At 38.6% G+C, this 26,689-nt stretch carries 23 protein-coding genes, 4 tRNA genes and 1 other annotated feature; of the genes, 15 read left to right on the forward strand and 12 right to left on the reverse strand.

The genetic code is table 11. The annotated features are described in order from the left end of the window. Positions 1–12 precede the first annotated feature (12 nt). Both recN and AC6H22_RS04860 read right to left on the reverse strand, forming a co-directional pair. Entirely contained in the window at positions 13–1,689 is a 1,677-nt protein-coding gene (recN, locus tag AC6H22_RS04855; RefSeq protein WP_118817065.1) for a DNA repair protein RecN, read from the reverse strand. Between the two features lie 111 nt (positions 1,690–1,800). Next, entirely contained in the window at positions 1,801–2,691 is an 891-nt protein-coding gene (locus tag AC6H22_RS04860; protein WP_032825633.1) for an NAD(+) kinase, read from the reverse strand. Between the two features lie 100 nt (positions 2,692–2,791). Here AC6H22_RS04860 and grpE point away from each other — a divergent pair, with 100 nt between their 5' ends. The 4 genes from grpE (at position 2,792) to AC6H22_RS04880 (ending at position 7,684) form a co-directional block, all read left to right on the forward strand. Then, a complete protein-coding gene (grpE, locus tag AC6H22_RS04865) occupies positions 2,792–3,385 on the forward strand; it encodes a nucleotide exchange factor GrpE (protein ID WP_005627916.1) in 594 nt (197 codons plus the stop codon). A 318-nt stretch (positions 3,386–3,703) separates the two neighbouring features. Next, entirely contained in the window at positions 3,704–5,827 is a 2,124-nt protein-coding gene (nrdD, locus tag AC6H22_RS04870; RefSeq protein WP_005627918.1) for an anaerobic ribonucleoside-triphosphate reductase, read from the forward strand. 119 nt (positions 5,828–5,946) lie between these two features. Then, positions 5,947–6,807, forward strand: a complete 861-nt coding sequence (gene tesB / locus AC6H22_RS04875) for an acyl-CoA thioesterase II (protein WP_005627920.1) — start codon at positions 5,947–5,949, stop codon at positions 6,805–6,807. A 10-nt stretch (positions 6,808–6,817) separates the two neighbouring features. Then, positions 6,818–7,684 carry a ferritin-like domain-containing protein gene (locus AC6H22_RS04880; protein WP_005627921.1) on the forward strand — a complete coding sequence of 289 codons (867 nt, stop codon included), beginning with the start codon at positions 6,818–6,820 and terminating at the stop codon, positions 7,682–7,684. A gap of 74 nt (positions 7,685–7,758) precedes the next feature. Here AC6H22_RS04880 and cysS read toward each other — a convergent pair whose 3' ends face one another. Continuing rightward, on the reverse strand, positions 7,759–9,138 hold the full coding sequence (gene cysS / locus AC6H22_RS04885; RefSeq protein ID WP_005627925.1) for a cysteine--tRNA ligase: 1,380 nt from the start codon (positions 9,136–9,138) through the stop codon (positions 7,759–7,761). A 102-nt stretch (positions 9,139–9,240) separates the two neighbouring features. Here cysS and AC6H22_RS04890 point away from each other — a divergent pair, with 102 nt between their 5' ends. From AC6H22_RS04890 to AC6H22_RS04915, 6 genes are all read left to right on the forward strand, one after another. Next, positions 9,241–9,750, forward strand: coding sequence for a peptidylprolyl isomerase (locus tag AC6H22_RS04890; RefSeq protein ID WP_005627927.1), 510 nt, complete (start codon positions 9,241–9,243; stop codon positions 9,748–9,750). 54 nt (positions 9,751–9,804) lie between these two features. Continuing rightward, complete coding sequence (locus AC6H22_RS04895; RefSeq protein WP_114892342.1) at positions 9,805–10,593, forward strand: TatD family hydrolase; 789 nt, start codon at positions 9,805–9,807, stop codon at positions 10,591–10,593. 111 nt (positions 10,594–10,704) lie between these two features. Next, positions 10,705–11,832 carry an acyl-CoA dehydrogenase family protein gene (locus AC6H22_RS04900; protein ID WP_046953139.1) on the forward strand — a complete coding sequence of 376 codons (1,128 nt, stop codon included), beginning with the start codon at positions 10,705–10,707 and terminating at the stop codon, positions 11,830–11,832. A gap of 13 nt (positions 11,833–11,845) precedes the next feature. Further along, positions 11,846–12,652, forward strand: coding sequence for a phosphate/phosphite/phosphonate ABC transporter substrate-binding protein (locus AC6H22_RS04905; RefSeq protein ID WP_005627932.1), 807 nt, complete (start codon positions 11,846–11,848; stop codon positions 12,650–12,652). A 53-nt stretch (positions 12,653–12,705) separates the two neighbouring features. Then, positions 12,706–13,875: a cobalamin-independent methionine synthase II family protein gene (locus tag AC6H22_RS04910; RefSeq protein ID WP_005627935.1), complete on the forward strand. Its 1,170-nt coding sequence runs from the start codon at positions 12,706–12,708 to the stop codon at positions 13,873–13,875. Next, positions 13,868–14,332 (forward strand): hypothetical protein, encoded by a 465-nt coding sequence (locus AC6H22_RS04915; protein WP_046953137.1) that lies wholly within the window; start codon positions 13,868–13,870, stop codon positions 14,330–14,332. The genes AC6H22_RS04910 and AC6H22_RS04915 overlap by 8 nt, the downstream gene beginning before the upstream one ends. Positions 14,333–14,432: 100 nt before the next feature. Here AC6H22_RS04915 and trxA read toward each other — a convergent pair whose 3' ends face one another. The 3 genes from trxA to AC6H22_RS04930 form a co-directional block, all read right to left on the reverse strand. Further along, entirely contained in the window at positions 14,433–14,756 is a 324-nt protein-coding gene (trxA, locus tag AC6H22_RS04920; RefSeq protein ID WP_005627940.1) for a thioredoxin, read from the reverse strand. A 120-nt stretch (positions 14,757–14,876) separates the two neighbouring features. Further along, on the reverse strand, positions 14,877–15,872 hold the full coding sequence (locus AC6H22_RS04925) for a 2-hydroxyacid dehydrogenase (protein WP_005627942.1): 996 nt from the start codon (positions 15,870–15,872) through the stop codon (positions 14,877–14,879). A gap of 12 nt (positions 15,873–15,884) precedes the next feature. Beyond that, positions 15,885–16,994 (reverse strand): methionine biosynthesis PLP-dependent protein, encoded by a 1,110-nt coding sequence (locus AC6H22_RS04930; protein ID WP_192885328.1) that lies wholly within the window; start codon positions 16,992–16,994, stop codon positions 15,885–15,887. Positions 16,995–17,239: 245 nt separating this feature from the next. Here AC6H22_RS04930 and AC6H22_RS04935 point away from each other — a divergent pair. From AC6H22_RS04935 to AC6H22_RS04950, 4 genes are all read left to right on the forward strand, one after another. Continuing rightward, positions 17,240–17,315, forward strand: a tRNA-Gly gene (locus AC6H22_RS04935). 6 nt (positions 17,316–17,321) lie between these two features. Beyond that, positions 17,322–17,395: transfer RNA gene (locus AC6H22_RS04940), tRNA-Cys, on the forward strand. A 27-nt stretch (positions 17,396–17,422) separates the two neighbouring features. After that, positions 17,423–17,509 (forward strand) — tRNA-Leu (locus AC6H22_RS04945). Positions 17,510–17,528: 19 nt separating this feature from the next. Then, positions 17,529–17,604, forward strand: a tRNA-Lys gene (locus AC6H22_RS04950). 207 nt (positions 17,605–17,811) lie between these two features. On the opposite strand, the gene thrC is transcribed toward AC6H22_RS04950, so the two are convergent. From thrC to thrA, 3 genes are read right to left on the reverse strand one after another with little or no spacing between them, the layout of a single operon-like run. Then, a complete protein-coding gene (gene thrC / locus AC6H22_RS04955; RefSeq protein WP_497515450.1) occupies positions 17,812–19,086 on the reverse strand; it encodes a threonine synthase in 1,275 nt (424 codons plus the stop codon). A gap of 43 nt (positions 19,087–19,129) precedes the next feature. Beyond that, a complete protein-coding gene (thrB, locus tag AC6H22_RS04960; protein WP_005625602.1) occupies positions 19,130–20,074 on the reverse strand; it encodes a homoserine kinase in 945 nt (314 codons plus the stop codon). Between the two features lie 12 nt (positions 20,075–20,086). Beyond that, entirely contained in the window at positions 20,087–22,534 is a 2,448-nt protein-coding gene (gene thrA, locus AC6H22_RS04965) for a bifunctional aspartate kinase/homoserine dehydrogenase I (protein ID WP_005625603.1), read from the reverse strand. A gap of 35 nt (positions 22,535–22,569) precedes the next feature. Continuing rightward, positions 22,570–22,688, reverse strand: a sequence feature (Thr leader region). A 170-nt stretch (positions 22,689–22,858) separates the two neighbouring features. Between thrA and AC6H22_RS04970 the strand changes: the two genes are divergently transcribed. Then, positions 22,859–23,560, forward strand: coding sequence for a YggS family pyridoxal phosphate-dependent enzyme (locus tag AC6H22_RS04970; protein ID WP_005625604.1), 702 nt, complete (start codon positions 22,859–22,861; stop codon positions 23,558–23,560). A gap of 75 nt (positions 23,561–23,635) precedes the next feature. Here AC6H22_RS04970 and AC6H22_RS04975 read toward each other — a convergent pair whose 3' ends face one another. From AC6H22_RS04975 to nagB, 3 genes are all read right to left on the reverse strand, one after another. Beyond that, positions 23,636–24,391, reverse strand: a complete 756-nt coding sequence (locus tag AC6H22_RS04975; protein WP_046953068.1) for a class I SAM-dependent methyltransferase — start codon at positions 24,389–24,391, stop codon at positions 23,636–23,638. 132 nt (positions 24,392–24,523) lie between these two features. Further along, complete coding sequence (gene nagA / locus AC6H22_RS04980) at positions 24,524–25,669, reverse strand: N-acetylglucosamine-6-phosphate deacetylase (protein WP_046953069.1); 1,146 nt, start codon at positions 25,667–25,669, stop codon at positions 24,524–24,526. Between the two features lie 57 nt (positions 25,670–25,726). Next, positions 25,727–26,530, reverse strand: a complete 804-nt coding sequence (gene nagB, locus AC6H22_RS04985; RefSeq protein ID WP_009500377.1) for a glucosamine-6-phosphate deaminase — start codon at positions 26,528–26,530, stop codon at positions 25,727–25,729. Between the last annotated feature and the right edge of the window lie 159 nt (positions 26,531–26,689).

Below are 26,689 nucleotides of genomic sequence, written 5' to 3' on the forward strand. Positions count from 1 at the left end.
TAAATCCCATTTTTAATGAACTAAATCTAACATTTCCTGAGCATTGGCTAAAGCTAATTCTGTAATTTCACTTCCGCCCAAGAGTCTTGCCAAGGCTGGTACACGTTCAGCTTGTGAAAGTGCGGTCATTTGTGTTTCAGTTTTATTATCCACAGTAAATTTTTCTACATTGAACTGATGATGGCCATGACAAGCAACCTGTGGTAAGTGAGTTACGCATAATACTTGGCAACGTTCACTTAATTGACGTAAGAGTTTTCCGACAACGCTTGCAGTTTTTCCGCTAATGCCCACGTCCACTTCATCGAAAATTAACGTTGGAATAGCCGATTGATCAGAAGTTAAAACTTGAATCGACAAAGAAATACGAGAAAGCTCACCACCAGAGGCAATTTTAGCTAACGGTTGAGGTTGTTGACCTAAATTACTACGCAGAGTAAAAATCACATTATCTGAACCGTTTGATCCCACTTTATCGAAGTCCGTATTCAACTCTACATAAAATTCTGCATTTTCCATTGCAAGTTGTTTTATAGACTGCGTGACATTCTGCGCTAAGCGAGCTGCAGATTGCTGACGACTTTCAGTTAATGCTTTAGCCGTTACTTGCATTTGTTCAAATGCGAGTTTTTCTTGCTCAATCAACATCTCTTCACTTTCAGAAAAATCTAAAAGTGCGGTTAATTCTGCTTTTAATTTTTTGTGATGTTCCACAAGATCTTCAGGTTTAACTTGATGTTTACGAGCAAGTTGTAAAGCCTGACTAATTCTTTGTTCGATTTCCTGTAAAAGTTGAGGATCTTGCTCGATATTACTCGATAAATTTCGCACTTCACTGGTTGCTTCTTGCACTTGAATCAACGCATCATTCAACATACTTTGCACTTCAGCATATTGCGGATCAAGTTCAGCTAATTCATCAATATATTGTGTCGCACGATACAGCAAACTATCGATATTTACTGTGTCATTTTCACTTAAAATTTGCAGGGCTGATTGAGAAAGTTGGGTTAACTGTTCACTGCTAGATAAACGACGTTGTTCATCTTCTAATTCCAAATATTCATTTGATCGAAGATTAAATTCATCTAATTCATCAACTTGATACTGTAAAAGTTGTTTACGTGCTTCATTTTCTGCCACTTTTTGTTGAAAGGTTTTAACTTGATTTTGAAGATTTTTCCATGCTTGATAATCTTCACGCATTTTCACAAGTAATTCAGGATGAGCGGCAAAATTATCAACTAACTGAAGCTGATAGTCATTTTTTAGCAATAATTGGGAAGCGTGCTGCCCATTAATATGAACAAGATATTGACCAATTTCTTTTAATTGAGAAGCGGATACAGGAGTGCTATTAATAAAAGCTTTAGAACGTCCGTCTGCATTAATCACACGACGCAAAATACATTCAGTGGGATTATCGGGATCTTGTAATTCTTGCTCACTCAACCATTGATAAGCAGAATTTTGCGATTCTAGTTGGAAAGTTGCACAAATTTCTGCTCGTTCTTGCCCTTCGCGTACCATTGAGGTTTCAACTCTTTGTCCGAAACATAAACCTAAAGCATCAATAGCGATAGATTTACCAGCCCCAGTTTCCCCAGTAATAACAGACATTCCTTTCGCCAATTCGATATCAAGCTGGCGAACAATCGCAAAATTATTGATAGTAAGTTGAGTAAGCATAGCAAAATCCTTTAACTGTATATCAATTATATTACAACTGATTTAATTTACAGTAAAGGATTTTTTTACAGTATTTTAATGATGCGTTTCTACTATGCTTTTTTATAAAAATTAAAATGATTTCAACCAACCTAATTTGGTACTTAATACATTATAATAATTATAATTTTTTAGATGAAGCAATCGGAGTTTATGCTCACTTTTTTGAATATGAACCACATCATCAGGCGTAAAAGGTAAGGCTATTTGACTATCACAGCCCACCTCCAATTGAGATGTATTATGTTCAGCAAAACGAATCGATATTTTGCTATCACCATCAATAACAAGAGGACGAGAAGTTAATGTATGTGGAAACATTGGCACTAACGCAATAGCATTAAGGTTTGGTGTCAAAATAGGTCCACCAGCAGAAAGAGAATAAGCCGTAGAACCTGTTGGCGTAGAAACAATTAATCCATCAGAACGTTGTGAAAATGCAAACTTATCATTGATATACACATGAAAATCGATCATATGTGCAATTTTCGCAGGGTGGATAACCGCCTCATTCACTGCATTGCCTGTCGATACAATTTCACCTGCTCGCTCAATTTTTGCTTCCAATAAAAAACGTTCTTCCACGAAGAATTCACCGCGTTCTAAACAAGCTTCAAGTTGAGCATAGGCATTTTTCGGGTCAATATCTGTTAAAAATCCCAAATTACCGCGGTTAATTCCAATCAATGGAATATCATATTTTGCTAATACGCGAGCACGGCCCAACATATTACCATCACCACCAATCACAATAACCAACTGTGCTTGGCAACCAATTTCATCAAGTGTCGCAAGATTTTCTGCAGGAAGCCCCAGTTTTTCAGCAACATCTTTTTCCATCATTACTTGATAACCACGTTCCGTTAACCAGTGAAACAAATTTTTGTGCATTTGTAGGTTAATGTCATTTCTAGGTTTTCCTACAAGTCCAATGGTTTTAAAGGAACGATATAAATTATTCATAAAATAAACCGCACTTGAATTTAACATTTTCATCATTATATAGTTTTTTGTTAGACTATAGCTAACGACTATAGCGAATTTTGTATTTACGGAGAAAAAAATGTCAGAACAAGAACAAAAAGTTGAAACCCCAGAAGTAGAAAAAGAAGAGGCTGTTGTGGAAGAAACACAACAAACAGAGCCTTCTCAAGAACTTGATCCTTTAGAAGAAGCTATTGCCCGAGTACAAGAACTTGAAGAGCAACTAAAAACTCAAATTGAAGAAGCGGCAAACAAAGAACAGGATATTTTACTTCGCTCTCGTGCTGAAATTGAAAACCTTCGTCGTCGAACTGAACAAGACGTAGAAAAAGCACATAAATTCGCATTGGAAAAATTCTCAAAAGACATTTTGAATACTATCGATAACCTAGAGCGTGCGCTTGCCACTCCAGCAAATAAAGAAGATGAAAGCGTAAAAGCCTTATTTGACGGCGTAGAACTGACCTTAAAAGAATTAGTTTCAACCGTTAGTCGTTTTGGTGTGGAAGCTGTGGGGGTTGTCGGTGAAGCATTTAATCCTGACTTACATCAAGCCATTTCAATGCAACCTGCTGAAGGCTTTGAAAGCAATCAAATTAGCGTCGTATTGCAAAAAGGCTACACCTTAAATGGTCGAGTCATTCGCCCAGCGATGGTAATGGTGGCGGCTTAAGCCATAAGATAAAAAAGAGCGGTCGATTTTTCGGCCGTTTTTTTATATTCATCAATAACAATTATATGATTAATTTTATTGTTCACACTGCCCTTCAGTTTTAAAAATAAAAACTTTGATCTCGCTCACAAAATCAAAAAATGTTTGAGAAAAGTTCTCAACAACTTAATTTGATATTTTTCTAATAAAATCAATCTTTAACAAAATTCTATTACAATAAAACACCTAAAAACACTACATATTGTGTGTTGATTATCTTTTTAGATCTATATATAGTGCAGTCCGCATTTCAAAAACACTATATATTGGAGCTATATCATGAGTAACTTTGGGGTCATCAAGCGCGATGGTTCTCGTGCGGAGTTTGAGATTCAACGTATCATCAATGCCATTAAAAAAGCCGCAAGTGCGGTCAATATTTCCGATGAATTTTATTGCCACCAAATTGGACAAGAAGTAGGAAATGAAATATTCACCCATCATCAAGGCGAGATTGATATTAATCAGATTCAAAAAATCGTTGAAGATAAATTGATGGCAAGTCGTTATCCTGAGGTTGCTCGTGCGTATATCGAATATCGTCATGATCGTGATTTAGCGCGAGAAAAACGTAGCCAGCTAACAAAAGAAATTGAAGGCTTGATTGAACAAAGCAACGTAGAATTACTTAATGAAAATGCCAATAAAGACGCGAAAGTGATTCCAACGCAACGTGATTTGCTTGCTGGAATTGTGGCAAAACATTATGCCAAACACCATATTCTTCCACGCGATGTAGTAGAGGCTCACGAAAAAGGTGAAATTCATTATCACGATTTAGACTACGCACCGTTCTTCCCGATGTTTAACTGTATGTTAGTGGATTTAGAAGGCATGCTTTCTCGTGGTTTCAAAATGGGCAATGCGGAAATCGAACCCCCTAAATCCATTGGCACCGCTACTGCAGTGACAGCACAAATTATCGCTCAAGTTGCCAGCCATATTTACGGTGGCACAACCATTAACCGTATTGATGAAGTACTTTCCCCTTATGTGCAAATCAGTTACGAAAAACACCTCAAACATGCCCAAGAATGGAACGTGCCTGATATTGAAGGTTACGCCAAAGCATTGATTGAAAAAGAGTGTTTCGATGCCTTCCAATCTTTAGAATATGAAGTGAATACACTGCATACGTCGAATGGGCAAACGCCATTTGTGACCTTTGGTTTTGGTTTAGGTACAAGTTGGCAATCCCGCTTAATTCAGCAAGCTATTTTAAAAAATCGTATTCGTGGACTCGGAAAAAACCATAAAACGCCAGTCTTTCCAAAACTTGTTTTCACCATCAAAAAAGGCTTGAACCAAACTCAAGGCGATCCGAATTACGATATCAAACAACTCGCATTGGAATGTGCATCAAAACGTATGTATCCAGATATTCTCAATTACGATCAAGTTGTCAAAGTCACAGGCTCTTTTAAAGCCCCTATGGGATGCCGTAGCTTTTTAGGTGCATACGAAGAAGACGGACATGAAATTCACGATGGGCGTAATAATCTTGGCGTGGTGAGTTTGAATTTACCGCGTATCGCGTTGGAGTCTAAAAACGAAGAAGATTTCTACCGCACTTTAGATGAACGTTTAGCTATTGCGAAAAAAGCATTAATGACACGTATTGCCCGCCTTGAAAATACCAAAGCTCGCGTTGCCCCCATTCTTTATATGGAAGGCGCATGCGGAGTGCGGTTAAAAGCGGATGAAAATGTGGCACAAATTTTCAAAAATGGACGCGCCTCTATTTCGCTCGGCTATATCGGTATTCACGAAACCATTAATGCGCTATATAGCAAAGGGCATATTTTTGATGATGAACAATTACGCGAAAAAGGCATTGCGATTGTTCGCCATCTTAGTGAGGCAGTAAAACGCTGGCAAAAAGAAACAGGCTATGCCTTCAGCCTTTACTCCACGCCAAGCGAAAACTTATGCGACCGCTTCTGCCGTCTAGACACCAAAAAATTTGGCGTGATTGAAGGCGTCACGGATAAAGGCTACTACACTAACAGTTACCACTTAGATGTAGAAAAGAAAGTGAATCCTTACGATAAACTGGATTTCGAAATGGCATATCCCCCACTCGCCAGCGGCGGTTTTATTTGCTACGGCGAATACCCAAATATTCAACACAACTTAAAAGCATTGGAAGATGTGTGGAATTATAGCTACGATCGCGTACCTTACTACGGCACAAACACACCGATTGATGAATGTTATGAATGTGGTTTCACCGGTGAATTTGAATGTACCAGTAAAGGTTTTGTTTGCCCGAAATGTGGCAATCACGATAGCACAAAAGTGTCTGTCACTCGCCGCGTATGTGGCTATCTAGGCAGCCCTGATGCCCGCCCATTTAATGCGGGAAAACAGGAAGAAGTGAAGAGAAGAGTTAAACACCTTTGATTTAACTCTCTAGCAATAGCACGCGTTTTTTAATGCGTGCTTTTTATTTCCAACTTTGGCATTCCTAAAAATCTTCGATAGAATAACCGCACTTTTATCGTCTCTTCAAGGAAAGCAATATGTCAGATATTCTCAATAACCTCATTCATCTTCTTAAACTTGAAAAAATTGATGATTTAATCTTTCGTGGTGAAAGCCAAGATTTAGGTTTTCGTCAAGTATTTGGCGGGCAAGTAGTGGCGCAGGCGTTATCAGCGGCAATGCAGGTGGCGCCAGAAGATCGAATTTTACATTCTTGTCATGCCTATTTTCTTGCTCCAGGAGACAGCCAATATCCGATTATTTACGATGTGGAAACCTTGCGTGAAGGGCATAATTTTTCTGCATTACGCGTGAAAGCTATTCAACATAAAAATACCATTTGCCATGTAACTGCTTCTTTCCAAGTGCCAGAAAAAGGTTTTGAACATCAAAATACAATGCCAAATGTTGGCGCACCTGAAGACTTTACAGATGAAAATGTGATGCTACAAAAAGTAGCTCAAACCTTGCCAGAACCACTCAATGAAAAATTTGCCGCAGAGCGTCCATTTGAGGTACGTACCAAATATTTGAATAACCCATTTAACGGGACAAAATTGCCAGCCGAGCAATATTCTTGGTTTAAAACCAATGGTGAAACGCCGCTTGATATAAAAATTCAGCAATGTTTATTGGCTTATTTTTCCGATTTTCACTGTATTTTGACCGCACTTCATCCGCACGAAAAAGGCTTTTTACAAAAAGGAATGAAAGTGGCAACCATTGATCATAGTATTTGGTTCCATCGTCCGTTTGATTTAAATCACTGGCATTTACACGCAATTGAAAGCAATAATGCCTTTGGAGGCCGTGGTTTGGCTCGAGGGCAGATTTTCTCGCCAGATGGTCAATTAATCGCAACAACACAACAAGAAGGCTTGATCCGTTTTAACGAATGAGAGAGAAAAAATGACCGTACTTATTACACAATTTTGGCAACAAGTTGAAACTGCACTAAAAACAGCGAATCCACAAGAAAAATGTCGTTTAGTTAATGATCTCTACGATAATCTTCTGCCACAAATTCAGTTAATAAAATTAGAAGATTTTCCCAAAGTCGTGCCACAAGATAATATTGCCGCTTTTCCTGAAAAACCGCTCTTAGTTACACCGAAAGATGTGCCAAAACGTTCTTTTGCTACAGAAGAAGGCTATGCTGCCACATTGCACGCTATCGCACATATTGAGTTTAATGCGATTAATTTAGGCTTAGATGCGGCTTGGCGATTCGGGCGTAATGCACAACAAGAACTTGGCGAAGGCTTGGCTTTTGTGAAAGATTGGCTGCGTGTCGCTCGTGAAGAAAGCACTCACTTTTCCTTAGTCAATGAACATTTAAAAACATTGGGTTATCAATATGGTGATTTTGAAGCTCATGCTGGATTATGGGAAATGGCGCAAGCCACCGCGTACGATATTTGGGAACGAATGGCGTTAGTTCCTCGTGTATTAGAAGCACGCGGCCTCGATGCAACACCTGTTCTGCAAGAAAAAATCGCACAACGTAAAGATTTTGCCGCAGTGAACATTTTGGATATTATTTTGCGCGATGAAATTGGCCATGTTTATATCGGCAATCATTGGTATCACGCCCTTTCTAAAAAACGTGGTTTAGATGTGATGAAATGCTTTACTGAGTTGCTACACAAATACCGTATTGTGATTTTTAAAGGTGTCATTAATACCGATGCTCGCATTCAAGCGGGTTTCACTCAGCATGAGTTGGATTGGATTTATGAAGTGGAACAAACATTAAAATCCTATATTAAGAAATGATGAAAGAGCAAAAGACTAAGTTCTATTACATTCTGAACTTAGTCTTTTTAATGAAATTAATTTAACATTTAAATTTATTGCTTACGCCAAGTTGTTCCATTCGGCCCATCTTCTAATACGATGCCCATAGCGGTAAGCTCATTACGCGCAGCATCTGCAGCAGACCAATCTTTAGCAGCGCGGGCGTCATTGCGTTGTTTAATCAGCGCTTCAATTTTTGCTACTTCATCATCGTCGGAACCCGATTGTAAGAATTTCTCTGGTTCTTGTTGAAGTAATCCTAAAATCGCACCCAATTCTCGCAAACGCGCGGCAAGTCCATTGGCTTTCTCAACATCTTCTGTTTTTAACTTGTTAATTTCACGCGCCATTTCGAATAAAACAGAAAGTGCATTTGGCGTATTAAAATCATCGTCCATTGCTTCACGGAAAGTTGCCACAAAATTTTCTCCGCCAAAAGCAACCGCACTTTGAACGGTGCCACGTAAAGCGGTGTACAAACGTTCTAATGCACCTTGTGCTAAATTCAAGTTTTCTTCGCTATAATTGAGCTGGCTGCGATAGTGTGCCGTTAGTAAGAAATAACGCACCGCTTCTGCATTGTAGTGGTTTAATACATCACGAATAGTGAAGAAGTTGCCGAGAGATTTCGACATTTTTTCTTTATCCACCATAATCATGCCGGAATGGATCCAATAATTCACATATTGGCCGCCATGTGCACAGCAAGATTGCGCGATTTCATTTTCGTGGTGAGGGAACATTAAATCAGAGCCACCACCGTGAATATCAAAATGTTCGCCAAGCTGTTTGCAGTTCATTGCAGAACATTCAATATGCCAACCTGGACGACCAGCCCCCCATGGGGATGGCCAGCTTGGTTCGTTTTCTTTCGACATTTTCCAAAGCACGAAATCCATTGGATTTTTCTTGATTTCATTGATTTCAATACGTGCACCAGCTTGTAATTGCTCAAGATCTTGACGAGATAATTTGCCGTATTCTTTAAAACTTTCCACATCAAACATCACATCGCCATTATCCGCAACATAAGCATGTCCGCGTTTAATCAATTTTTCCACAATTTCAATAATTTCTGGAATATGATGGGTCGCACGAGGCTCAAAATCAGGGCGTAATACATTAAGTGCATCAAAATCTTTATACATTTCCTGCACCATACGATCCACAAGTTGATCGCAGGTTTCTTTGTTTTCTAACGCTCGTTTAATAATTTTGTCATCTACGTCCGTAATATTGCGTACATAAGTTAAATCGTAACCCAAAGAACGTAAATAACGGGCAATCACATCAAAACACACAAAAGTGCGTCCATGACCGATATGGCACAAATCATAAACAGTGACGCCACAAACATACATTCCCACTTTATTTTCGTGGATAGGTTTAAAGATTTCTTTTTCTCTCGTTAAGGTATTGAAAATTTTTAGCATTTTTAAGCTCGTAAAATGAAATAAAAACAAACCGCACTTTTATAGCACTTTTACCTCGATTGTGGAATAATACGACCCTTAATTTTTCAGAAGGAAAACAAAATGGTTACGTTACACACAAACTTTGGCGACATTAAAATTAAATTGGATTTTGATAAAGCTCCAGTTACAGCAGAAAACTTCTTAAATTACTGCAAAGACGGTTTTTATAATAACACAATTTTTCACCGTGTTATTGATGGCTTTATGATTCAAGGCGGTGGTATGGAAAGCGGTATGCGCGAAAAAGCAACAAACGCACCAATCCAAAATGAAGCGAACAATCGTTTAAGTAACAAACGTGGAACCATTGCAATGGCTCGCACTTCAGATCCACATTCAGCGACAGCACAATTCTTCATTAACGTAGCAGACAATGATTTCTTAAATTATCGTTCAAAAGAAATGTTTGGTCGCGAAGTCGTTCAAGAATGGGGCTATGCGGTATTTGGTGAAGTAGTTGAAGGTATGGATGTTGTTGATAAAATCAAAAAAGTGAAGACAGGCAACAAAGGCTTTCATCAAGATGTTCCAACTGAAGATGTGGTTATTACATCAGTTTCAGTAGAATAATCGTGAATGGCGGATAAATTCCGCCATTTTTTATTGACCTAAAGGAAAATGCTCATGCCTTTCTTCGACACTCACACGCATCTCGATTATCTCCAACAATTTACAGGAGAACCGTTGTCACAGCTTATTGATAATGCTAAGCAAGCCGATGTGCAAAAAATACTGATTGTGGCGGTGAAAGAAACTGATTTTAAAACAATCCAAAATATGACCGCACTTTTTCCTGATAATTTGCGCTATGGGCTTGGGCTCCATCCTCTTTATATTAAAGAACACGCCGAAAATGATTTAATTCTGTTAGAACAAGCCTTAAAAAATCGTGATGCAAATTGCACGGCGGTGGCAGAAATTGGTTTGGAACGCGCAATTCCTGATTTGCTCACCGATGAACTTTGGGCAAAACAATGTCATTTTTTTGAAAGCCAACTTTATTTGGCAAAACAATTTAATTTACCCGTCAATATTCACAGTCGAAAAACTCATGATCAAATTTTTACTTTTTTAAAACGTATTCCATTATCTAAACTTGGCGTGGTACACGGTTTTTCAGGAAGCTACGAGCAAGCAAAACGCTTTGTTGATTTAGGTTATAAAATCGGGGTTGGCGGCACGATCACTTATGAACGCGCCAATAAAACTCGTCAAGCGATCGCGAAGTTGCCACTTGATGCCTTAGTGTTGGAAACAGATAGTCCAGATATGCCTGTATTTGGTTTTCAAGGCCAACCTAATCGACCAGAGCGTATTGTGGAAAGTTTCAAAGCTCTTTGTACCTTAAAAAATGAACCTGCTGAATTGATTAAAAAAGTCACATGGGAAAATTCTTGCCAGATTTTTTCTTGATCCACGTCACATTACTGAAATTATTTTGAATTAAATACTAGAAAAAAGAAACCGAGCATAATAATATCCGCCTCGTAGAAAGTTTTTCTCAACACACAATAAGGATATATTATGTCGCAAATCTATACTCAGGTGAGAAAGTTAGCGGAACAGTTTATTGAGCCTTACGCCGACGAACTCGATCAAAAAAAAGAATTTCCTGTTCAGGCATTTAAGGAATTAGGTAAAGCCGGTTGGTTTTCACTTTTAATTCCGAGAGAATACGGCGGAATGGGATTAACCCTGAAAGAACATGCTGAAGTCTGTATGGCGTTAGCAGAAAGTTCAGCCTCTGCTGGTCTCTGTTACATGATGAGTAATGTTGCAGTGAATTGCTTAAATCTATTCGGCAGCGATCAACTCAAACAAAAAATCTTTTCTGACATTGTTCAAAATCAAACCTTTGCCGCACTCGCCTATAGTGAATTAGGCACAGGTACTCACTTCTATATTACCGATGCAACCGCACAATTTAATGCTGAACATGCAGTATTCAATGGCTTAAAATCCATGGTGACATCAGGCAATTATGCCTCTTATTATTTAGCACTTTTGCCTTCCGAAAATGGTGAAACTATTGATAACTGGGTGCTTCCACTTGGTACTCAAGGCTTAACGTTTGAATCCGATAGCTGGAATGGCTTAGGTATGCGTAGCAATGTCTCTTGCTTTATGCGAATGACCGATATGCCATTAGATCGTGGCTGGCGCATTGGCGAAGTTGGCGCAGGCGCAGAACAAGTATTTGGTGGCATTGCACCTGCCTTTATTTGTGGCTTGGCTGCTGTCTATAGCGGCGTCTGTAAAGCAGTGCTCACTGAGGCAATTAAACATTCAACACACCGTAAATACACATCTGGCACTGCATTAGCTGAAATCGAAACCGTGCAAATTCACTTAGCTAAAATCTATGCAAACACAAACGCTGCTGTATGTGCTACGCGAGATGCGGCTCGATCAGCCACAGAAGGTGATGCAGATGCATTAGCTAAATTATTAGCTGCCCGAATTCTTGCGAGCGAAAACGCTATTACTCTTGCTCAAATTGGTATGCGTATTGGCGGTGGCAAGGCTTATAACAAAATGGGGCCAATGGAACGCTATTTACGCGATGCATTAGCAAGCCAAGTAATGGCGCCAAGTGTCGATGTGCTAAATATTTGGTTAGGTAAAGCCATTACAGGTCAACAAATTCCATAAAGAGTGGTGAAAAATGAGTGAGAAATTAAAAATCGGGGCGGTAATCTACGCCCCACAAGTGACAGTTATTTGGGGCATTATTGCAGACTTTTTCGAAAAAGAAGGTTTCCCTATTGAGCCAGTCTATTTCAAAGACTACAAAGGACAAGTTGATGCGTTACTCAATAATGAAATTGATATGGCGTGGAACTCTCCCCTTGCTTGGTTAGATGGTTACTTGCGTAGTGCGGGTAAAACCTTAAATGGTGCAATGCGTGATACCGACCAAGATCGTCAAAGCTATTTAGTTGTTAATGATCCAGCTATACAATCTATTGAAGATTTAAAAAATAAAACTATAGCTTTTGGTGCGATTGATTCCCCACAAGCGCGGTTAATTCCAATCGAGTTTTTACATCAACATGGCTTGGAATTTGGTCAAGATTATGTAGAAAAACGCTTTGATGTGGGTGTTGGTTTACACGGTGATCATGTAGGCGGTGAATTAGATGCAGCCAATGCATTAAAAGATCGCCAAGTTGCGGCGACATGGATGTTAGATTTCAATTTTGAACGTTGGACAAAAGATGGTACGCTCGATCCTGCAACAGTTCGAGTACTCGCAAAAACACCATCATTTGACCATTGTATTTTTAGTGGGCGCGTGGGATTAGATGAAACCAAATTCAATGCATTCACCGAAACCTTGTTCAAAATGGATTACAACAATCCAGAACATAAAGAAATGATGGATTTGGAAGGATTAAAACGTTGGGTTGCGGGTAGAACAGAAGGTTTTGCTCAATTACAAGCTGCCAATGAATATTTAAAATTCTTTTAAGATTGATATGTCATGATGGGCGTGTAATAAACGCCCATCATTGTGGATTTTCTATGGAACTTTTCACAACTTCCCTTTTAGGCTCAATGCCTCGTAGCCAAGCACTTTTGATGGCGCGTAAAAAGCACGCACTCGGTAAAATCACCACAACAGAGCTTAAGCAAATTGTTGTTCAAGAAACAAAACAAGTTGTCGAACTTCAACAACGTACTGGCATTGATATTATCACGAGTGGCGAATTACTTCGCGACAATTACCTTTCTTTTATTGCACAAAAAATTCAAGGCGCAATCTTAATGAGCATGAGTGAAATGTTCGATCACATTAAAGAAAAGCAAATTTTTGAGTCAATGCTAGAAACCTTGGATGTTCCCGCACTTTCCATAAAAAATGCGATTTGCGTGGGAAAAATCAGCTACAAACAATCTTTAGTAGCAGATGAAATGCTACTACTGAAAAATCTAACTAAGCAACCAATTAAAGCAACCTTGCCAGGGCCTTACTTAATGGCTCGCTCCATGTGGCTTTCGCCTGTGTCAGGGCAACATTATTCATCAAAAGAAGAAATGGCAAAAGATGTTGTTACTATCTTAAAGCAAGAAATTGATCATTTATGTGAGCTAGGCGTAAGTGTAGTCCAATTTGATGAGCCTGTTTTGACTGAGGTTATTTTTAGCCATCATCAAACACGTTCATTTATGTGTGCGGCGTTAAGCGAAAAACAAGATTTTGCAGCGGAACTACAGTTTGCAAAAAGTTTAATTACTCAAATCTTTGAGTATGCAAGAAATAAAAATATCAAAACTGCATTACATGTATGCCGTGGCAACTGGAGCAAAGATGAGAGCGTATTACTGCGCGGGCCTTATACATCATTAGTGGATTTATTTGAATCGGCATTACCTGATATTTTAATGCTCGAATTTTCTACGCCAAGAGCGGGAGAATTAAGTTCGTTGTTAGAAAGTAAAATCTTAAGACAAAAATGTATTTTAGGCTTAGGCGTCATCAATCCTCGTTCAGATGAAGTGGAAACCGTAGATCAGATTACTCAACGAGCAGAAAAAGCCTTAAATTACCTTCCACCAGAGCAAATTTGGCTAAATCCAGATTGTGGATTTGCCACTTTTTCTAACCGCCCTTTAAATGGATTTGACATTATTGAAGCCAAACTTAAGGTATTAAATGAAGCAAAATCAATATTGAGGGAACGTTATGTATAACGTACCTGAAAGTGAATCTTTTACAGCGAAATATCGAGCCGTATTACGCGGAGAAGAAATTAAATTATTCACACCAAATGACAGTATTTCTCTCTATTCACAAGTCAATTTCGATAACCAATCGTTACAAAAAAGTGCGGTGGATTATTTTGCCGTTTCTATTTTAGGTGGTATTTTGAGCAGTGTAAAAGCACATTTTGCTCAACAACGTGCCGATATTGTAGAAATGGAAGGAAAAATTTGGCTCAACCTCGCCAATCCTTTAACCTTACTTGGCGTTCGCGGCTATAGTGAGCAGCCTGTCATTAATGACGGAAAAATTAAAATTTTTATTTCATCGGATTTAACCGATGATATCTTCACACAACTCACACAAAACGCATTACGCTGTTGTTTTATTTACAATACGATAACCAAAGCCTTTCCTTTAAATATAGAATTTGAGCAAGTGCTTTGATTCTCATCAGGTCGTTCATCAAAATTTTAGACAAAAAAATTGCCCCATTAAGGGGCAATCTTATCAATGTACTAAAGTTACTTATAGCTTTAAGCAACGATTAAATATGTTGGTTAATGAAGTTAGCCAATTGAGTTTTTGGTAATGCACCAACTTGAGTTGCTACAACTTGACCATTTTTAATCAATAATAATGTTGGGATACTACGAACACCAAATTGTGCTGGGGTTGCTTGGTTGTCATCCACATTCATTTTCACGATTTTAACTTTACCAGCAAATTCAGGTGCAAGTTCATCTAACACTGGAGCAATCATTTTGCAAGGACCACACCAAGGTGCCCAAAAGTCTAATAAAACGGGGATATCTGAATTAACTACAACACTTTCAAAATCTGCGTCATTAATGTGTAATACTTCGCTCATTTTGTTTTCCTTAATTTTGTGAATGGAATCCCTATATAAGGGCTTTTTTTAAACTTACAAGTGCGGTGCAGAATAACACCGTTTTAAAAAATGTAAACTAATCGTTTTAATTGCCAAAAGCTAAGACGGCAAAACAATATTTTCACACACTTTACCAGACTTCAATTTATAAACGTTTGATAAAGTCACATCCGCAATATTGGTTAGTGCCTCTTCGGTTAAAAATGCTTGATGGCCTGTCAGCAATACATTATGGCAAGAAGATAAACGGCGGAAAATATCATCTTGAATCACTTCGTTAGACTTATCTTCAAAGAACAAATCTCGCTCATTCTCATACACATCCATACCTAACGCCCCGATTTTGCGCTGTTTTAACGCATCAATTGCAGCTTGGGTATCAATCAAAGAGCCGCGACTCGTATTAACGATCATCACGCCATCTTTCATTTTGGCAAAAGCTTCGCGATTTAATAAATGATAGTTTTCTGGCGTTGCTGGGCAATGAAGCGTAATCACATGAGATTTAGCATAAAGCTCATCTAATTCAACATATTGTCCCCCCAGTTCTTCCACCACTGGATTTTTGAAAGGATCGTACGCCAAGATATTCATGCCGAAACCTTTCAGAATGCGCATCACCGCAATCCCAATTTTACCCGTTCCGATTACGCCGACCGTGCGCCCATGCATATTGAAACCAATTAACCCCTCAAGAGAGAAATTTGCTTCGCGGGTACGCTGATAAGCACGATGAATTCGACGGTTCAGAGTCATCATCAAACCGATGGTATGTTCTGCCACTGCTTCAGGCGAATAAGCGGGAACGCGGACAACTTGGATGCCCAATTCTTGAGCTGCTTTTAAATCAACATTATTGAAACCCGCACAGCGCAAAGCCACGATTTTCACGCCAAGTCTAGCTAATTTTTCTAATACTTTTCGGCTACCATTATCATTCACGAAAATGCATACTACTTCGCAATGTTCTGCCAAACGTGCAGTGCTCTCGTTCAGCATAAAATCAAAAAATTCTAAATCAAAATTATATTTCGCGTTAATGAGCTCAATATATTTTCTGTCATAGCTTTTAGTGCTATAGATTGCAATTTTCATGGTTTGCTCCAATTATTTTAAATGTGCAAAAGCCTGTAATAAGTCCGCTTTAATATCTTCTACATCTTCAATACCGACTGAAAAACGCAACAAGGTATTAGTAATCCCGCGAGCTACACGCTCGGATTCTGGAATATCCATATGAGTTTGAGTAGCAGGATAAGTAATAAAACTTTCTGTGCCACCTAGACTTTCTGCAAAAGTAATCAATTTGATGGATTTTAAGAACGTATTAACCCAAGCTTCATCTTGCAAACGGAAAGACAACATCCCACCTTTATTTGGATAAAGCACTGATTCCACTTGTGGTTGAGCTTTTAAAAATTCCGCAATGGCTTGTGCATTCTTTTGATGACGTTTCATTCGTAAAGAAAGGGTCTTCATACCACGAATAGTCAGCCAAGAATCAAAAGGTGAAAGCACCGCACCCGCACCATTTTGAATATAAGCAATGCGATCGCAAAGTTCTTGTCCTTTCGCAACAATTAAACCAACAAGTGCATCATTATGACCGGCAATATATTTAGTCCCGCTGTGAATCACCACATCTGCGCCTAAATCTAATGGGCGAGAAAGCACTGGCGTTAAAAACGTATTATCCACGATCAACATCAAATTATGTTTTTTCGCAAGTTTTGCAATTTCAACCACATCACATTCTTCCATTAAAGGATTTGATGGAGTTTCAATAAAAATCGCTTTCGTATTTAGGTTAATGGCAGCCTCAATTTCTGAAGCAGATGCCGTATTGACATAAACAGGTTTTACACTATTGTTATTTTTATAAGAAAAATCTAATAGTCGATAAGTACCACCATACACATCGCTAGAAACGATCCATTCATCTGGTGCGGTGAAAAGTGTCATCAAAACTTGAATGGCAGCCATACCTGAAGAAAAAGCAAAACCACGATCTCCATTCTCTAATTTAGCTATCGTTTCTTCTAATACTGTACGAGTTGGGTTTTTGGTACGCGTGTAATCAAAGCCCGTACTTTCACCGATACCATAATGTCCATAAGCCGTAGAAAGAAAAATTGGTGTAGAAACCGCGCCCGTACCCTCATCACTACGATTTCCTGCTTGAGCTAATAAAGTATCGATAGCATATTGTTGTGTCATAACATCCTCTAAAAATAATGAAAAAATCAACCGCACTTTACGTGCTAAAAACGTTTAACATTTTGGCACAAAGGAAAAAGTGATAAAAGTAGAAATTAGAAAATTACATAAAATTCCATTTTTCCATCATTTTCTGTGATTTATTTGAACAAAATGAACTTTTTTTAAACGGTTAGATAATTTTTTTAAATCTGTAATTGACAGTTATCTGAATTTCCGTAAAATGCGCACCACTAACAGCGAATGCGGGAATAGCTCAGTTGGTAGAGCACGACCTTGCCAAGGTCGGGGTCGCGAGTTCGAGCCTCGTTTCCCGCTCCAATTCGTGGCGTGTTAGCAAAGCGGTTATGCACTGGATTGCAAATCCATGTAGCTCGGTTCGACTCCGGGACACGCCTCCATAATACGCAAATGTTAGTTGTCTATATGCCCGAGTGGTGGAATCGGTAGACACAAGGGATTTAAAATCCCTCGCCTTTCGAGGCGTGCCAGTTCAAGTCTGGCTTCGGGCACCATTTCAAAAATGATATTAGTGGGTCGTTAGCTCAGTCGGTAGAGCAGCGGACTTTTAATCCGTTGGTCGAAGGTTCGAATCCTTCACGACCCACCACTTAAAAATAAAGTAAGCACTGGAAGGTGTTTTTTTATTGCCTAATATCTTGTAAAACTCTTACAAATCACTTGATTATTAAAAAATAGTTATTCTTTCTACCCAATCTAAAATAATTAATATATTTTATCGCTACGTTATATTTTCTAAAATAGCGCCTGAAAATCAAGCGCTATCCAAAATACAATAAAAATTTACCGCACTTTATTATTTCAATAAGTAAGCCCGTAGTTGGGCAAAATCATTATCCATTTCATCAGAAAGCAATGGTAGCTGATTATGTTTATCCAGGGCTTCAGGTAATGAAAGCTGAATACCAAGAATACGTTCTACGGATTCTTTAAATTTTGCTGGATGAGCTGTACACAGGAAGATTCCTGTTTCACTAGCTTTAAGTTGATCTTTCAACACCTGATAAGCAATCGCTCCGTGCGGTTCATAAACATAACCTTCAGCATTCATTGCTTTTAAGGTTTCTTCAGTTTGTGCATCAGTCAGCATCCCCGAACCTAAATCAGTTAAATTCCAACCATTTCGTTTAAACAGTTCTTCCACTCTTGGCCAGTTATTTGGACGGCTTACATCCATTGCGTTAGAAAGAGTTGCAACTGTCGCTTTAGGATCCCAATTACCCGATTCTAAATAACGCGGCACAGTATCATTCGCATTGGTTGAAGCAATAAAGCGTTTTATTGGCAAGCCTAAGGTTTTTGCAATTAATCCCGCAGTTAAGTTACCAAAATTACCACTTGGCACAGAAACTACAACATTATCACGTTTTTCTTTTGGTAATTGTGCGACAGCCTCAAAATAATAACAAACTTGAGCTAATAATCTGCTAATATTAATAGAATTTGCGGAGTTGAGTCCGATAGCTTGGCGCAATTCAACATCATCAAAGGCTTGCTTAACTAAAGCCTGACATGCATCGAAATCAGCGTTAATCGCAACAGTACGAATATTCCCACCTAAAGTACAGAATAGCTTTTCTTGTAATGGGCTGATTTTGCCTTTTGGATAAAGGATAACTACATTAATATTTTCTAATCCATAAAACGCATGTGCTACAGCCGCACCAGTATCGCCAGACGTTGCCGTTAAAATAGTGATTTTTCCATCACCACGTACCGCCGCAAGTGCCTGTGCCATAAAACGCCCCCCAAAGTCTTTAAATGCCAATGTGGGACCATGAAATAATTCAAGTGCATAAATATTATCTTCAACTTTTTCTAATGGTGCGGTGAAAGTAAACGCATTTTTCACCATCTCGTCTAACGTTGCTTTCGATAATTCTTCACCAATTAATGCACCTAGAATTTTTTGGCTACGCTCAACAAGAGGTAATTCAAGTAATTCATCAATGTTATTAAGTTGAGGAATAACTTCTGGAAAGAATAAACCTTGATCCCGTCCAAGACCTTGACGAACAGCCTGAGAAAAAGTGACTTGTTCTTCGGGATGTTTGATATTGTATAAATTCATATTTAATCCGTTTTTAATCTGACTTTATCTATTTAAATTATGCTTATTTAATTTCTCTTGCGCCTTCGTTATCAACCTTACATACATGTACAAAACCTTCATTATTTTGTAAATAATGATTCTCTAAATAAGTTGAAAGTTTAATTGCAGTTTGTAAATCAGGGGCAATAGAAAAAATTGTTGGCCCTGAGCCTGAAATACCAGTGGCAAGTGCACCTAAATCTCGCGTAGCTTGTTTTACTTCAGCAAAATTAGGTAGCAGAGATTCACGATAAGGCTCGGCAATGACATCTTTCATCATAATCGCCGCAAGGTTTTCCTGATGGGTATGACAAGCATGTACAAAGCCACCTAAATGACGACCATGGGCAATCACATCTTGTCGAGTATAGCTTTTTGGTAAAATTGCACGAGCTTCAGCAGTGGAAACCTCAATTCCTGGATACGCCAACACCCAATACCAATTATCAAAAAATGGAAGCTTTTGACAAATATTGCCGAGCGATTGCACCATAAATTGCACACCGCCAAGATAGCAAGGTGCAACATTATCATAATGGATTGAACCAGAAATACGACCTTCCAATTCGCCCATCATTTCAAGCAATTCCATTTTCGAAAAAGGGCCATCATGAAACTGATTTAATGCTACTAATGCAGCAACAATAGAACAAGCACTGGAGCCTAAACCAGAGCCAATAGGCATATTTTTTTCAAGCGTTAAACGCAAAGGCTTCACATTTCCTCCGCGTAATTTTAATTGCTCGCGAAATAGCACATAAGCTTGGTAAACAATATTTTTTTGTGGTTCTTTTGGTAATTTACGAACAAAATAGCCCGCACTTTCTAACTCAAAACCACTTGAAATAGATTCTATTTGAACCACATCACCTAACAATGAACCATCAATAGGAGAAATCGCAGCACCTAAAGTATCGAAACCTACGCTAATATTCGCGCTAGATGCAGGGGCGTAAATTCTTAACATTGGGAATCCTTATTAATGTTGTAATGTTCTTAAAATATCGGCAAAGATACCTGCCGCAGTAACCGCATTGCCTGCGCCATAACCACGTAATAAAAGTGGGATAGGTTGGTAATAACGAGTATAAAATGCCAGAGCATTTTCACCGTCTTTCACTTTATAAAGTGGGTTATTCTGATCGACTGCAACAATGGATACTTTACATTTACCTTCGCAAATTTTTCCAACATAACGCAATACTTTGTCTTCAGCTTTAGCGGTGGAAACTCGAGTTTTAAACTCTTCATCAAGCTGTGGCAACATTGCCATAAATTCATCTGCAGATTTTCCTTCAGAGAAACCTTTCGGCAATACACCTTCAACTTCAACATCAGACAATTCAAGCTCAATTCCAGCTTCACGAGCAAGAATTAATAATTTGCGCGCTACATCTTGTCCAGAGAGGTCATCTCGGGGATCTGGCTCAGTAAAGCCTTTTTCTCGGGCAAGTGCGGTGACTTCTGAAAGAGAAAGTCCTTCCTCCAATTTACCAAAAATAAAGGAAAGGGAGCCAGATAAAATGCCTTCAAAATATTCAAGTTCATCACCCGCAGCAAGTAAGTTTTGAAGATTTTCAATTACTGGCAAACCAGCGCCTACATTCGTTTCATACAAAAATTTATGTTGGCTTGCTTGAGCGTTTTGGCGTAACTCATTGTAATAAGCTAATTCTCGTGTATTCGCTTTTTTATTTGGTGTGACCACATGGAAACCTTCTTTTAACGCACGAGCATAAAGCCCCGCTACAGATTCGGCTGAGGTACAATCTACAAATACAGGATTCACCACATGATGTAATTTAATGAAAGAAAGCAATACATCAAAATCTGATGGCTGAGTCGCATTTTCTAAATCGGTTTTCCAATCGTCTAAACATAATCCATTTTCATCGAGCAACATGCGGTTGGAATTCGCAATAGCACACACTCGAATTTCAACATTCTTCTTTGCTAGATACTCCTTTTGACGCTTTACCTGCTCAATTAATTCTCCACCTACTCCACCAACGCCGACTAAAAACATATCCACTACTTTTTTATTATTGAAAAGAGCCTGATGGGTAGCTTTCACCGCTTCAATCGCTTTATTTTGTGGCACAACTGCAGAAATTGAACGTTCACTAGAACCTTGTGCAATCGCCACAATGCTAATATTTGCTTGTGCTAACGCCGAGAAGAAACGAGCAGCAATGCCTTTCGCTTGCTTCATTCCATCGCCCACAACAGAAATAATGGATAAATCTTTAATCACTTCTATTGGTTCTAATTGATGTTCATTTAATTCATTAGCAAACTCAGTTTCTAGTACGGTTTTCGCTACTTCTGCAGATTTCACAGGCACACAGAAACTAATACTATATTCAGACGAAGACTGAGTAATTAAAATGACTGAAATGCCTGCGCCTGACATGGCTGAAAATACGCGAGATGCCATGCCTACCATGCCTTGCATACCAGGGCCTGATACATTAAACATCGCCAAGTTATCTAAGTTAGTGATACCTTTGACTTGTAAACCTTCTGATTTCACATTGCCATCAATAATCGAACCCGGCGCAGACGGATTTCCTGTATTTTTAATGACACAAGGAATATTTTGTGGCAACAATGGACCAATCGTACGAGGATGAATCACTTTCGCACCGAAATAAGAAAGTTCCATCGCTTCACGATAAGAAAGAGTTGGCAATAAACGTGCATCAGGCACTAAACGCGGATCGCAAGTATAAACGCCATCCACATCAGTCCAAATTTCGCATACGCCTGCGCCTAAACAAGCTGCTAAACAGGCTGCAGAATAATCTGAGCCATTACGACCGAGCAGCACCAACTCACCTTTTTCATTACCCGCAGTAAAGCCTGCCATAAGCACCACTTTATCTTTTGCAATACTTGCTGCATCAACACGTTTTGTTGATTCTTCAATTTCAACAGACGATTCAAGATAACCGCCTTTTGCTAATAATTGTTTGACCGGATCCACAATATGTACGCTATAGTCACGCGCTTCAAACCAAGCCTTCATCATTGCGATAGAAAGTTTTTCACCACGGCAATCAATCGTCGCTTTAACTGCATCTTCTACTTTTCCTGCCTGACGAATTTCTTCTAATAATCCTTTGATTTGAGCAAATTCAGCATCAATAAGCGCCTTTGTGCCATTTAAGTCGAATTGATTATTTTCGGCATGTAAGCCATTGATGATGTTATAGAAAATTTCGATTGCTTCGTTGAAATGCGTATCGGTTGGTTGATTTAATGCAGCTTTTTCAGAAAGGGCGACGAGATGATTAGTTATTTTTGCTGGTGCTGATAAAACACCTGCAGCCTGCTCTTCTAAATGAGCTTGCTCGATCAATTTCGCTGCTTGGGAAAAACGTTCCGAATTTGCAAGCGAAGTGCCGCCAAATTTAAGTACGCGCATGATTGGTTCTCCTAGAGATATTGTGTTTTTAAATTTATAAAAAAACCCGCTATTCGGTTGAATCGCGGGTTTTCTGTATCCTGTTTTTTGGTGCACTAACCCGCGCCATTAATCATAGTAATGGTCATCATAATAGTGGTAATCGTACTAATGATTACGGATAAAGTGCGGTTATTTTTCATTGTGTTTTATCTTGAAAAATGAATGCGTAAAGAAATACCGAAATTTTCCGAGCTTGTCAAACAGAAAGTAACAAATTTTTCAGAAATTTTCTCAGTAAATAAATTTCGTGTAAACTAACCGCACTTTTATAAAGGAGAACCTATGGATATCCAGCATAATCTCAACCTAATTCATCAAAAAATTGAAACGGCTTGCGAAGAAGCAACACGCAATCAAAATATCGTAAAATTACTTGCCGTATCTAAGACCAAACCTATCTCCGCTATACTTTCGGCTTATCAAGCTGGACAAATAGCCTTTGGGGAAAATTATGTGCAAGAAGGTGTAGAAAAGATCCAATATTTTGAGTCTCAAGGTATTAACCTTGAATGGCATTTTATCGGCCCATTACAATCGAATAAAACCCGTCTCGTGGCAGAACATTTTGATTGGATGCAAACGCTTGATCGAGCAAAAATTGCAGATCGTTTAAATGAACAACGACCGACTAATAAGACACCGTTGAATGTCTTGATTCAGATTAATATCAGCGATGAAGAAAGTAAATCAGGCATTCAATCTGAGGAAATGTTAACACTGGCAAAACACATCGAAAATTTACCGCACTTATGCCTACGTGGCTTAATGGCAATACCCGCGCCGACTGATAACATCGCAGAACAAGAAAATGCATTTAAAAAGATGTTATCTCTATTTGAACAACTTAAACAAGCCTTACCTAATCAACAAATTGATACTCTTTCTATGGGAATGACGGATGATATGCCGAGCGCAATAAAATGCGGTTCTACTATGGTACGTATTGGTACTGCAATTTTCGGTGCAAGGGATTATTCAAAATAAATCTAAAAAAACTATTGAAAAAATTATCGTAAGAAAAAGCAAACCGCACATAAAAGTGCGGTTCATTTTTTTATGTTATTTTTGGCTGCATACAGCAATAAAATGTAATTTATGTTCAGGATCATTAAAGGTTTTAAACATTCTTTTAAATTGCTCACGATTTTCCGCTTTCATAGCATTACGGATGATTTTTAACGTCCCAAGAATGCCCTCATCATAAATCATTCCTTTTGGTGAAAGTAAGGTCATCTCGCCAGAGAAAGTATCAACATTTCTAAAGCCACTTTCTTGGAATATACCTTTCCATCCATCTTTCGTTAATGGCGTTACCGTCACGTTAATCGCTTTGCGCATATTTTCTAGAATAGTTTGATGATCATTCCCCACCAGCATAACATCGTGAGTAAGCAATAAACCATTGGGTTTTAACACTCGAAAATATTCTGCAATGGCTTTTTTCTTCGCTTCCACGGGTAACATCGTCAGCATCGCTTCATTGATGACAATATCAAAACTTTCATCCTCGAAAGGCAACTTCATCGCATTCGCACGCTGTACATGAATTTTTTCTTGCAAGCCATTTGCTTCGATATTTACTTGTGCTTTTTCTAACGCATGTTCGTCTAAATCCACACCTTCAATATGGCAACCAAATTGTTTCGCCAATCCAATTGCTGTCGTTCCCATATTACAGGCAACCTCTAATACTTTTTTATCTTGGCTAAAATCGCCATTAGCAATTAACCAATCTGTTGCTTTTTTACCGCCTGGACGCAAACGAGTTTTACCTAAACGTGCAAGAAAATTATGCCCTACTTCATCTTTTGCCATATCTATCTCCTAGTAATTAACTTGGTTTTCATATTATAGATGAAAATTATTCTTATTAAAGTAGTAAAGCAAAAAATAACCCAACCGATTGGTTGGGCTATAAAAGATCAGAAAAATTTACCGCACTTTAAATCAATTAGGTTTCCATTCACCATTGAGCACGGTTGCCGTCACTTTATAATCTGACGTAAACACAGCTAAATTCGCGATTTTTCCTTTTTCTACCGAACCTAAACGATCATCTACACCAATTGCTCGCGCAGGATAAAGGTTACTCATTCTAATTGCTTCAGCAAGTGGAATTTCAACAAACTCCACTGCATTCTTAATAGATTCGATCATGGTAATTGATGCGCCAGCAATCGTACCGTTTGCATCAAAACAACGGCCATCTCGGATATAAATGGTTTTACCTACAAAGGTGAATGTTTCCAATTCAGGTGGAGCTCCTGCTGCTGCGAGAGAGTCAGTCACAATACAAAGTTTGTCACCTTTAATTTTTTTATCAATGCGAACATTGCCGTAATTGATATGCACACCATCCACGATAATACCAGTGTAAACATCAGAATCTAGTACCGCACCTACTACGCCCATAGCACGTCCAGAACTAATTGGCGACATTGCATTATGCAAGTGAGTCGCAAAAGTTGCGCCTTTGTGGAATGCGGCTTTAGCGACTTCATAAGTCGCATTAGAATGGCCTACAGATACAATGATACCCGCTTTCACAAAATCAGGCGTATAGTTAATGGTCGGGTTTTCTGCGGCAATGGTAATTTTTGTAATGACATCACCATTTTCACAGAGGAAATCCTTCATTTCAGGCGTAATTTCACGAATATATTCGGGACGGTGTACCCCTTTTTTCTCAACGCTGATAAACGGTCCTTCAATATGTAAACCAAGTGCTTGGTTTTTATGCTTATTTAAATATTCACGCATAATTTTCACCGCACTTTTTATGTTTTCATCTGGTGCCGTGATAAAAGTTGGAAGGAAACTTGTACAACCTGATTTCAAGTTAGTTTCCTGCATAATTTCCAAGGTTTCAACGCTAGTTTGATCGTTAAACATCACGCCACCACAGCCATTTAATTGCAGATCAATAAAACCAGCGGTTAAATTATTACCTTGCAAATCAATGATTTTGATGCCTGTTTCTAATTCAGCTTGTGGAACTACCGCTTCAATAATTTCACCGTTAATAATTACAGCAAAATCACGTAAAACATCATATTTTGTGTAAATCACACAATTCGTTAATGCATATCTCATTTTTTGTCCTTAAATAAAATAATCAGAAAAATTACCGCTCTTTTGAGCGGTAGGATCTTATAACACGCTATGAATCGCGCGTTGTTCTAATTCAGTAAAATATTTAACAGTTTTTACTTTTAATTCCTGTTGTGCAGGCTCATCACAAACTAACACAAAATGGCGATGTAGTTGAAGTGCACTCACTGTCCACATATGGTTCACACCACCTTCTACGGCTGCTTGAACTGCAAGCGCCTTATGATGGCCAGTCGCAAGGATCATCACTTCTTCTGCATCTAATAATGTGCCTACGCCAATAGTTAAAGCATATTTAGGCACTTTATTCACATCATTATCAAAGAAGCGTGAATTTGCGATCAGCGTGTCTTGAGTTAACGTTTTAATACGAGTACGGGAACTTAATGATGACGCCGGTTCATTAAAGGCAATATGGCCATCATTGCCTACTCCGCCCATAAATAAATTAATTTTTCCGTAAGATTTAATTTTTTCTTCATAACGGCGACATTCCGCATCATGATCATCCGTGTTGCCGTTAAGAATATTGATATTTTCTGGCTGAATATCGATATGATTGAAGAAATTGTTATACATAAAACTATGATAACTTTCAGGATGTTCCTCTGGTAAACCCACATATTCGTCCATATTGAATGTTACCACATGCTTAAAACTCACCTCTCCCGCTTTACAAAGTGCGATTAATTCTTGGTAAGTTTTTAATGGCGTGCCACCAGTTGGTAAACCAAGAACAAAAGGGCGTTCAGCCGTAGGATTAAAATGATTGATACGATCAACAATATGGCGTGCAGCCCAACGACTCACCTGTTGTTCGTTGTGTAGAGGGATAAGACGCATACTATACTTCCTTTATTTTCGATACCGTGGATAAACAAACCAACGGTTAAACATAATGGTTCCCCACTACGAAATAGAAAAACTGAGAAGCAGGAAACGAGAATTGCACCCAAAGAGGGATAAATTATGAGTAACCTAGGAAAGTCACTCCCCTAGGTT

It is taken from the genome of Haemophilus sp. THUN1690 (assembly GCF_059704375.1).

Coding starts and splice junctions, on each gene's coding strand:
- recN (WP_118817065.1), bottom strand. CDS start 1,689: ATGCTTACTCAACTTACTATCAATAATTTTGCGATTGTTCGCCAGCTT.
- AC6H22_RS04860 (WP_032825633.1), bottom strand. CDS start 2,691: ATGAATAATTTATATCGTTCCTTTAAAACCATTGGACTTGTAGGAAAA.
- grpE (WP_005627916.1), top strand. CDS start 2,792: ATGTCAGAACAAGAACAAAAAGTTGAAACCCCAGAAGTAGAAAAAGAA.
- nrdD (WP_005627918.1), top strand. CDS start 3,704: ATGAGTAACTTTGGGGTCATCAAGCGCGATGGTTCTCGTGCGGAGTTT.
- tesB (WP_005627920.1), top strand. CDS start 5,947: ATGTCAGATATTCTCAATAACCTCATTCATCTTCTTAAACTTGAAAAA.
- AC6H22_RS04880 (WP_005627921.1), top strand. CDS start 6,818: ATGACCGTACTTATTACACAATTTTGGCAACAAGTTGAAACTGCACTA.
- cysS (WP_005627925.1), bottom strand. CDS start 9,138: ATGCTAAAAATTTTCAATACCTTAACGAGAGAAAAAGAAATCTTTAAA.
- AC6H22_RS04890 (WP_005627927.1), top strand. CDS start 9,241: ATGGTTACGTTACACACAAACTTTGGCGACATTAAAATTAAATTGGAT.
- AC6H22_RS04895 (WP_114892342.1), top strand. CDS start 9,805: ATGCCTTTCTTCGACACTCACACGCATCTCGATTATCTCCAACAATTT.
- AC6H22_RS04900 (WP_046953139.1), top strand. CDS start 10,705: ATGTCGCAAATCTATACTCAGGTGAGAAAGTTAGCGGAACAGTTTATT.
- AC6H22_RS04905 (WP_005627932.1), top strand. CDS start 11,846: ATGAGTGAGAAATTAAAAATCGGGGCGGTAATCTACGCCCCACAAGTG.
- AC6H22_RS04910 (WP_005627935.1), top strand. CDS start 12,706: ATGGAACTTTTCACAACTTCCCTTTTAGGCTCAATGCCTCGTAGCCAA.
- AC6H22_RS04915 (WP_046953137.1), top strand. CDS start 13,868: ATGTATAACGTACCTGAAAGTGAATCTTTTACAGCGAAATATCGAGCC.
- trxA (WP_005627940.1), bottom strand. CDS start 14,756: ATGAGCGAAGTATTACACATTAATGACGCAGATTTTGAAAGTGTTGTA.
- AC6H22_RS04925 (WP_005627942.1), bottom strand. CDS start 15,872: ATGAAAATTGCAATCTATAGCACTAAAAGCTATGACAGAAAATATATT.
- AC6H22_RS04930 (WP_192885328.1), bottom strand. CDS start 16,994: ATGACACAACAATATGCTATCGATACTTTATTAGCTCAAGCAGGAAAT.
- thrC (WP_497515450.1), bottom strand. CDS start 19,086: ATGAATTTATACAATATCAAACATCCCGAAGAACAAGTCACTTTTTCT.
- thrB (WP_005625602.1), bottom strand. CDS start 20,074: ATGTTAAGAATTTACGCCCCTGCATCTAGCGCGAATATTAGCGTAGGT.
- thrA (WP_005625603.1), bottom strand. CDS start 22,534: ATGCGCGTACTTAAATTTGGCGGCACTTCGCTTGCAAATTCGGAACGT.
- AC6H22_RS04970 (WP_005625604.1), top strand. CDS start 22,859: ATGGATATCCAGCATAATCTCAACCTAATTCATCAAAAAATTGAAACG.
- AC6H22_RS04975 (WP_046953068.1), bottom strand. CDS start 24,391: ATGGCAAAAGATGAAGTAGGGCATAATTTTCTTGCACGTTTAGGTAAA.
- nagA (WP_046953069.1), bottom strand. CDS start 25,669: ATGAGATATGCATTAACGAATTGTGTGATTTACACAAAATATGATGTT.
- nagB (WP_009500377.1), bottom strand. CDS start 26,530: ATGCGTCTTATCCCTCTACACAACGAACAACAGGTGAGTCGTTGGGCT.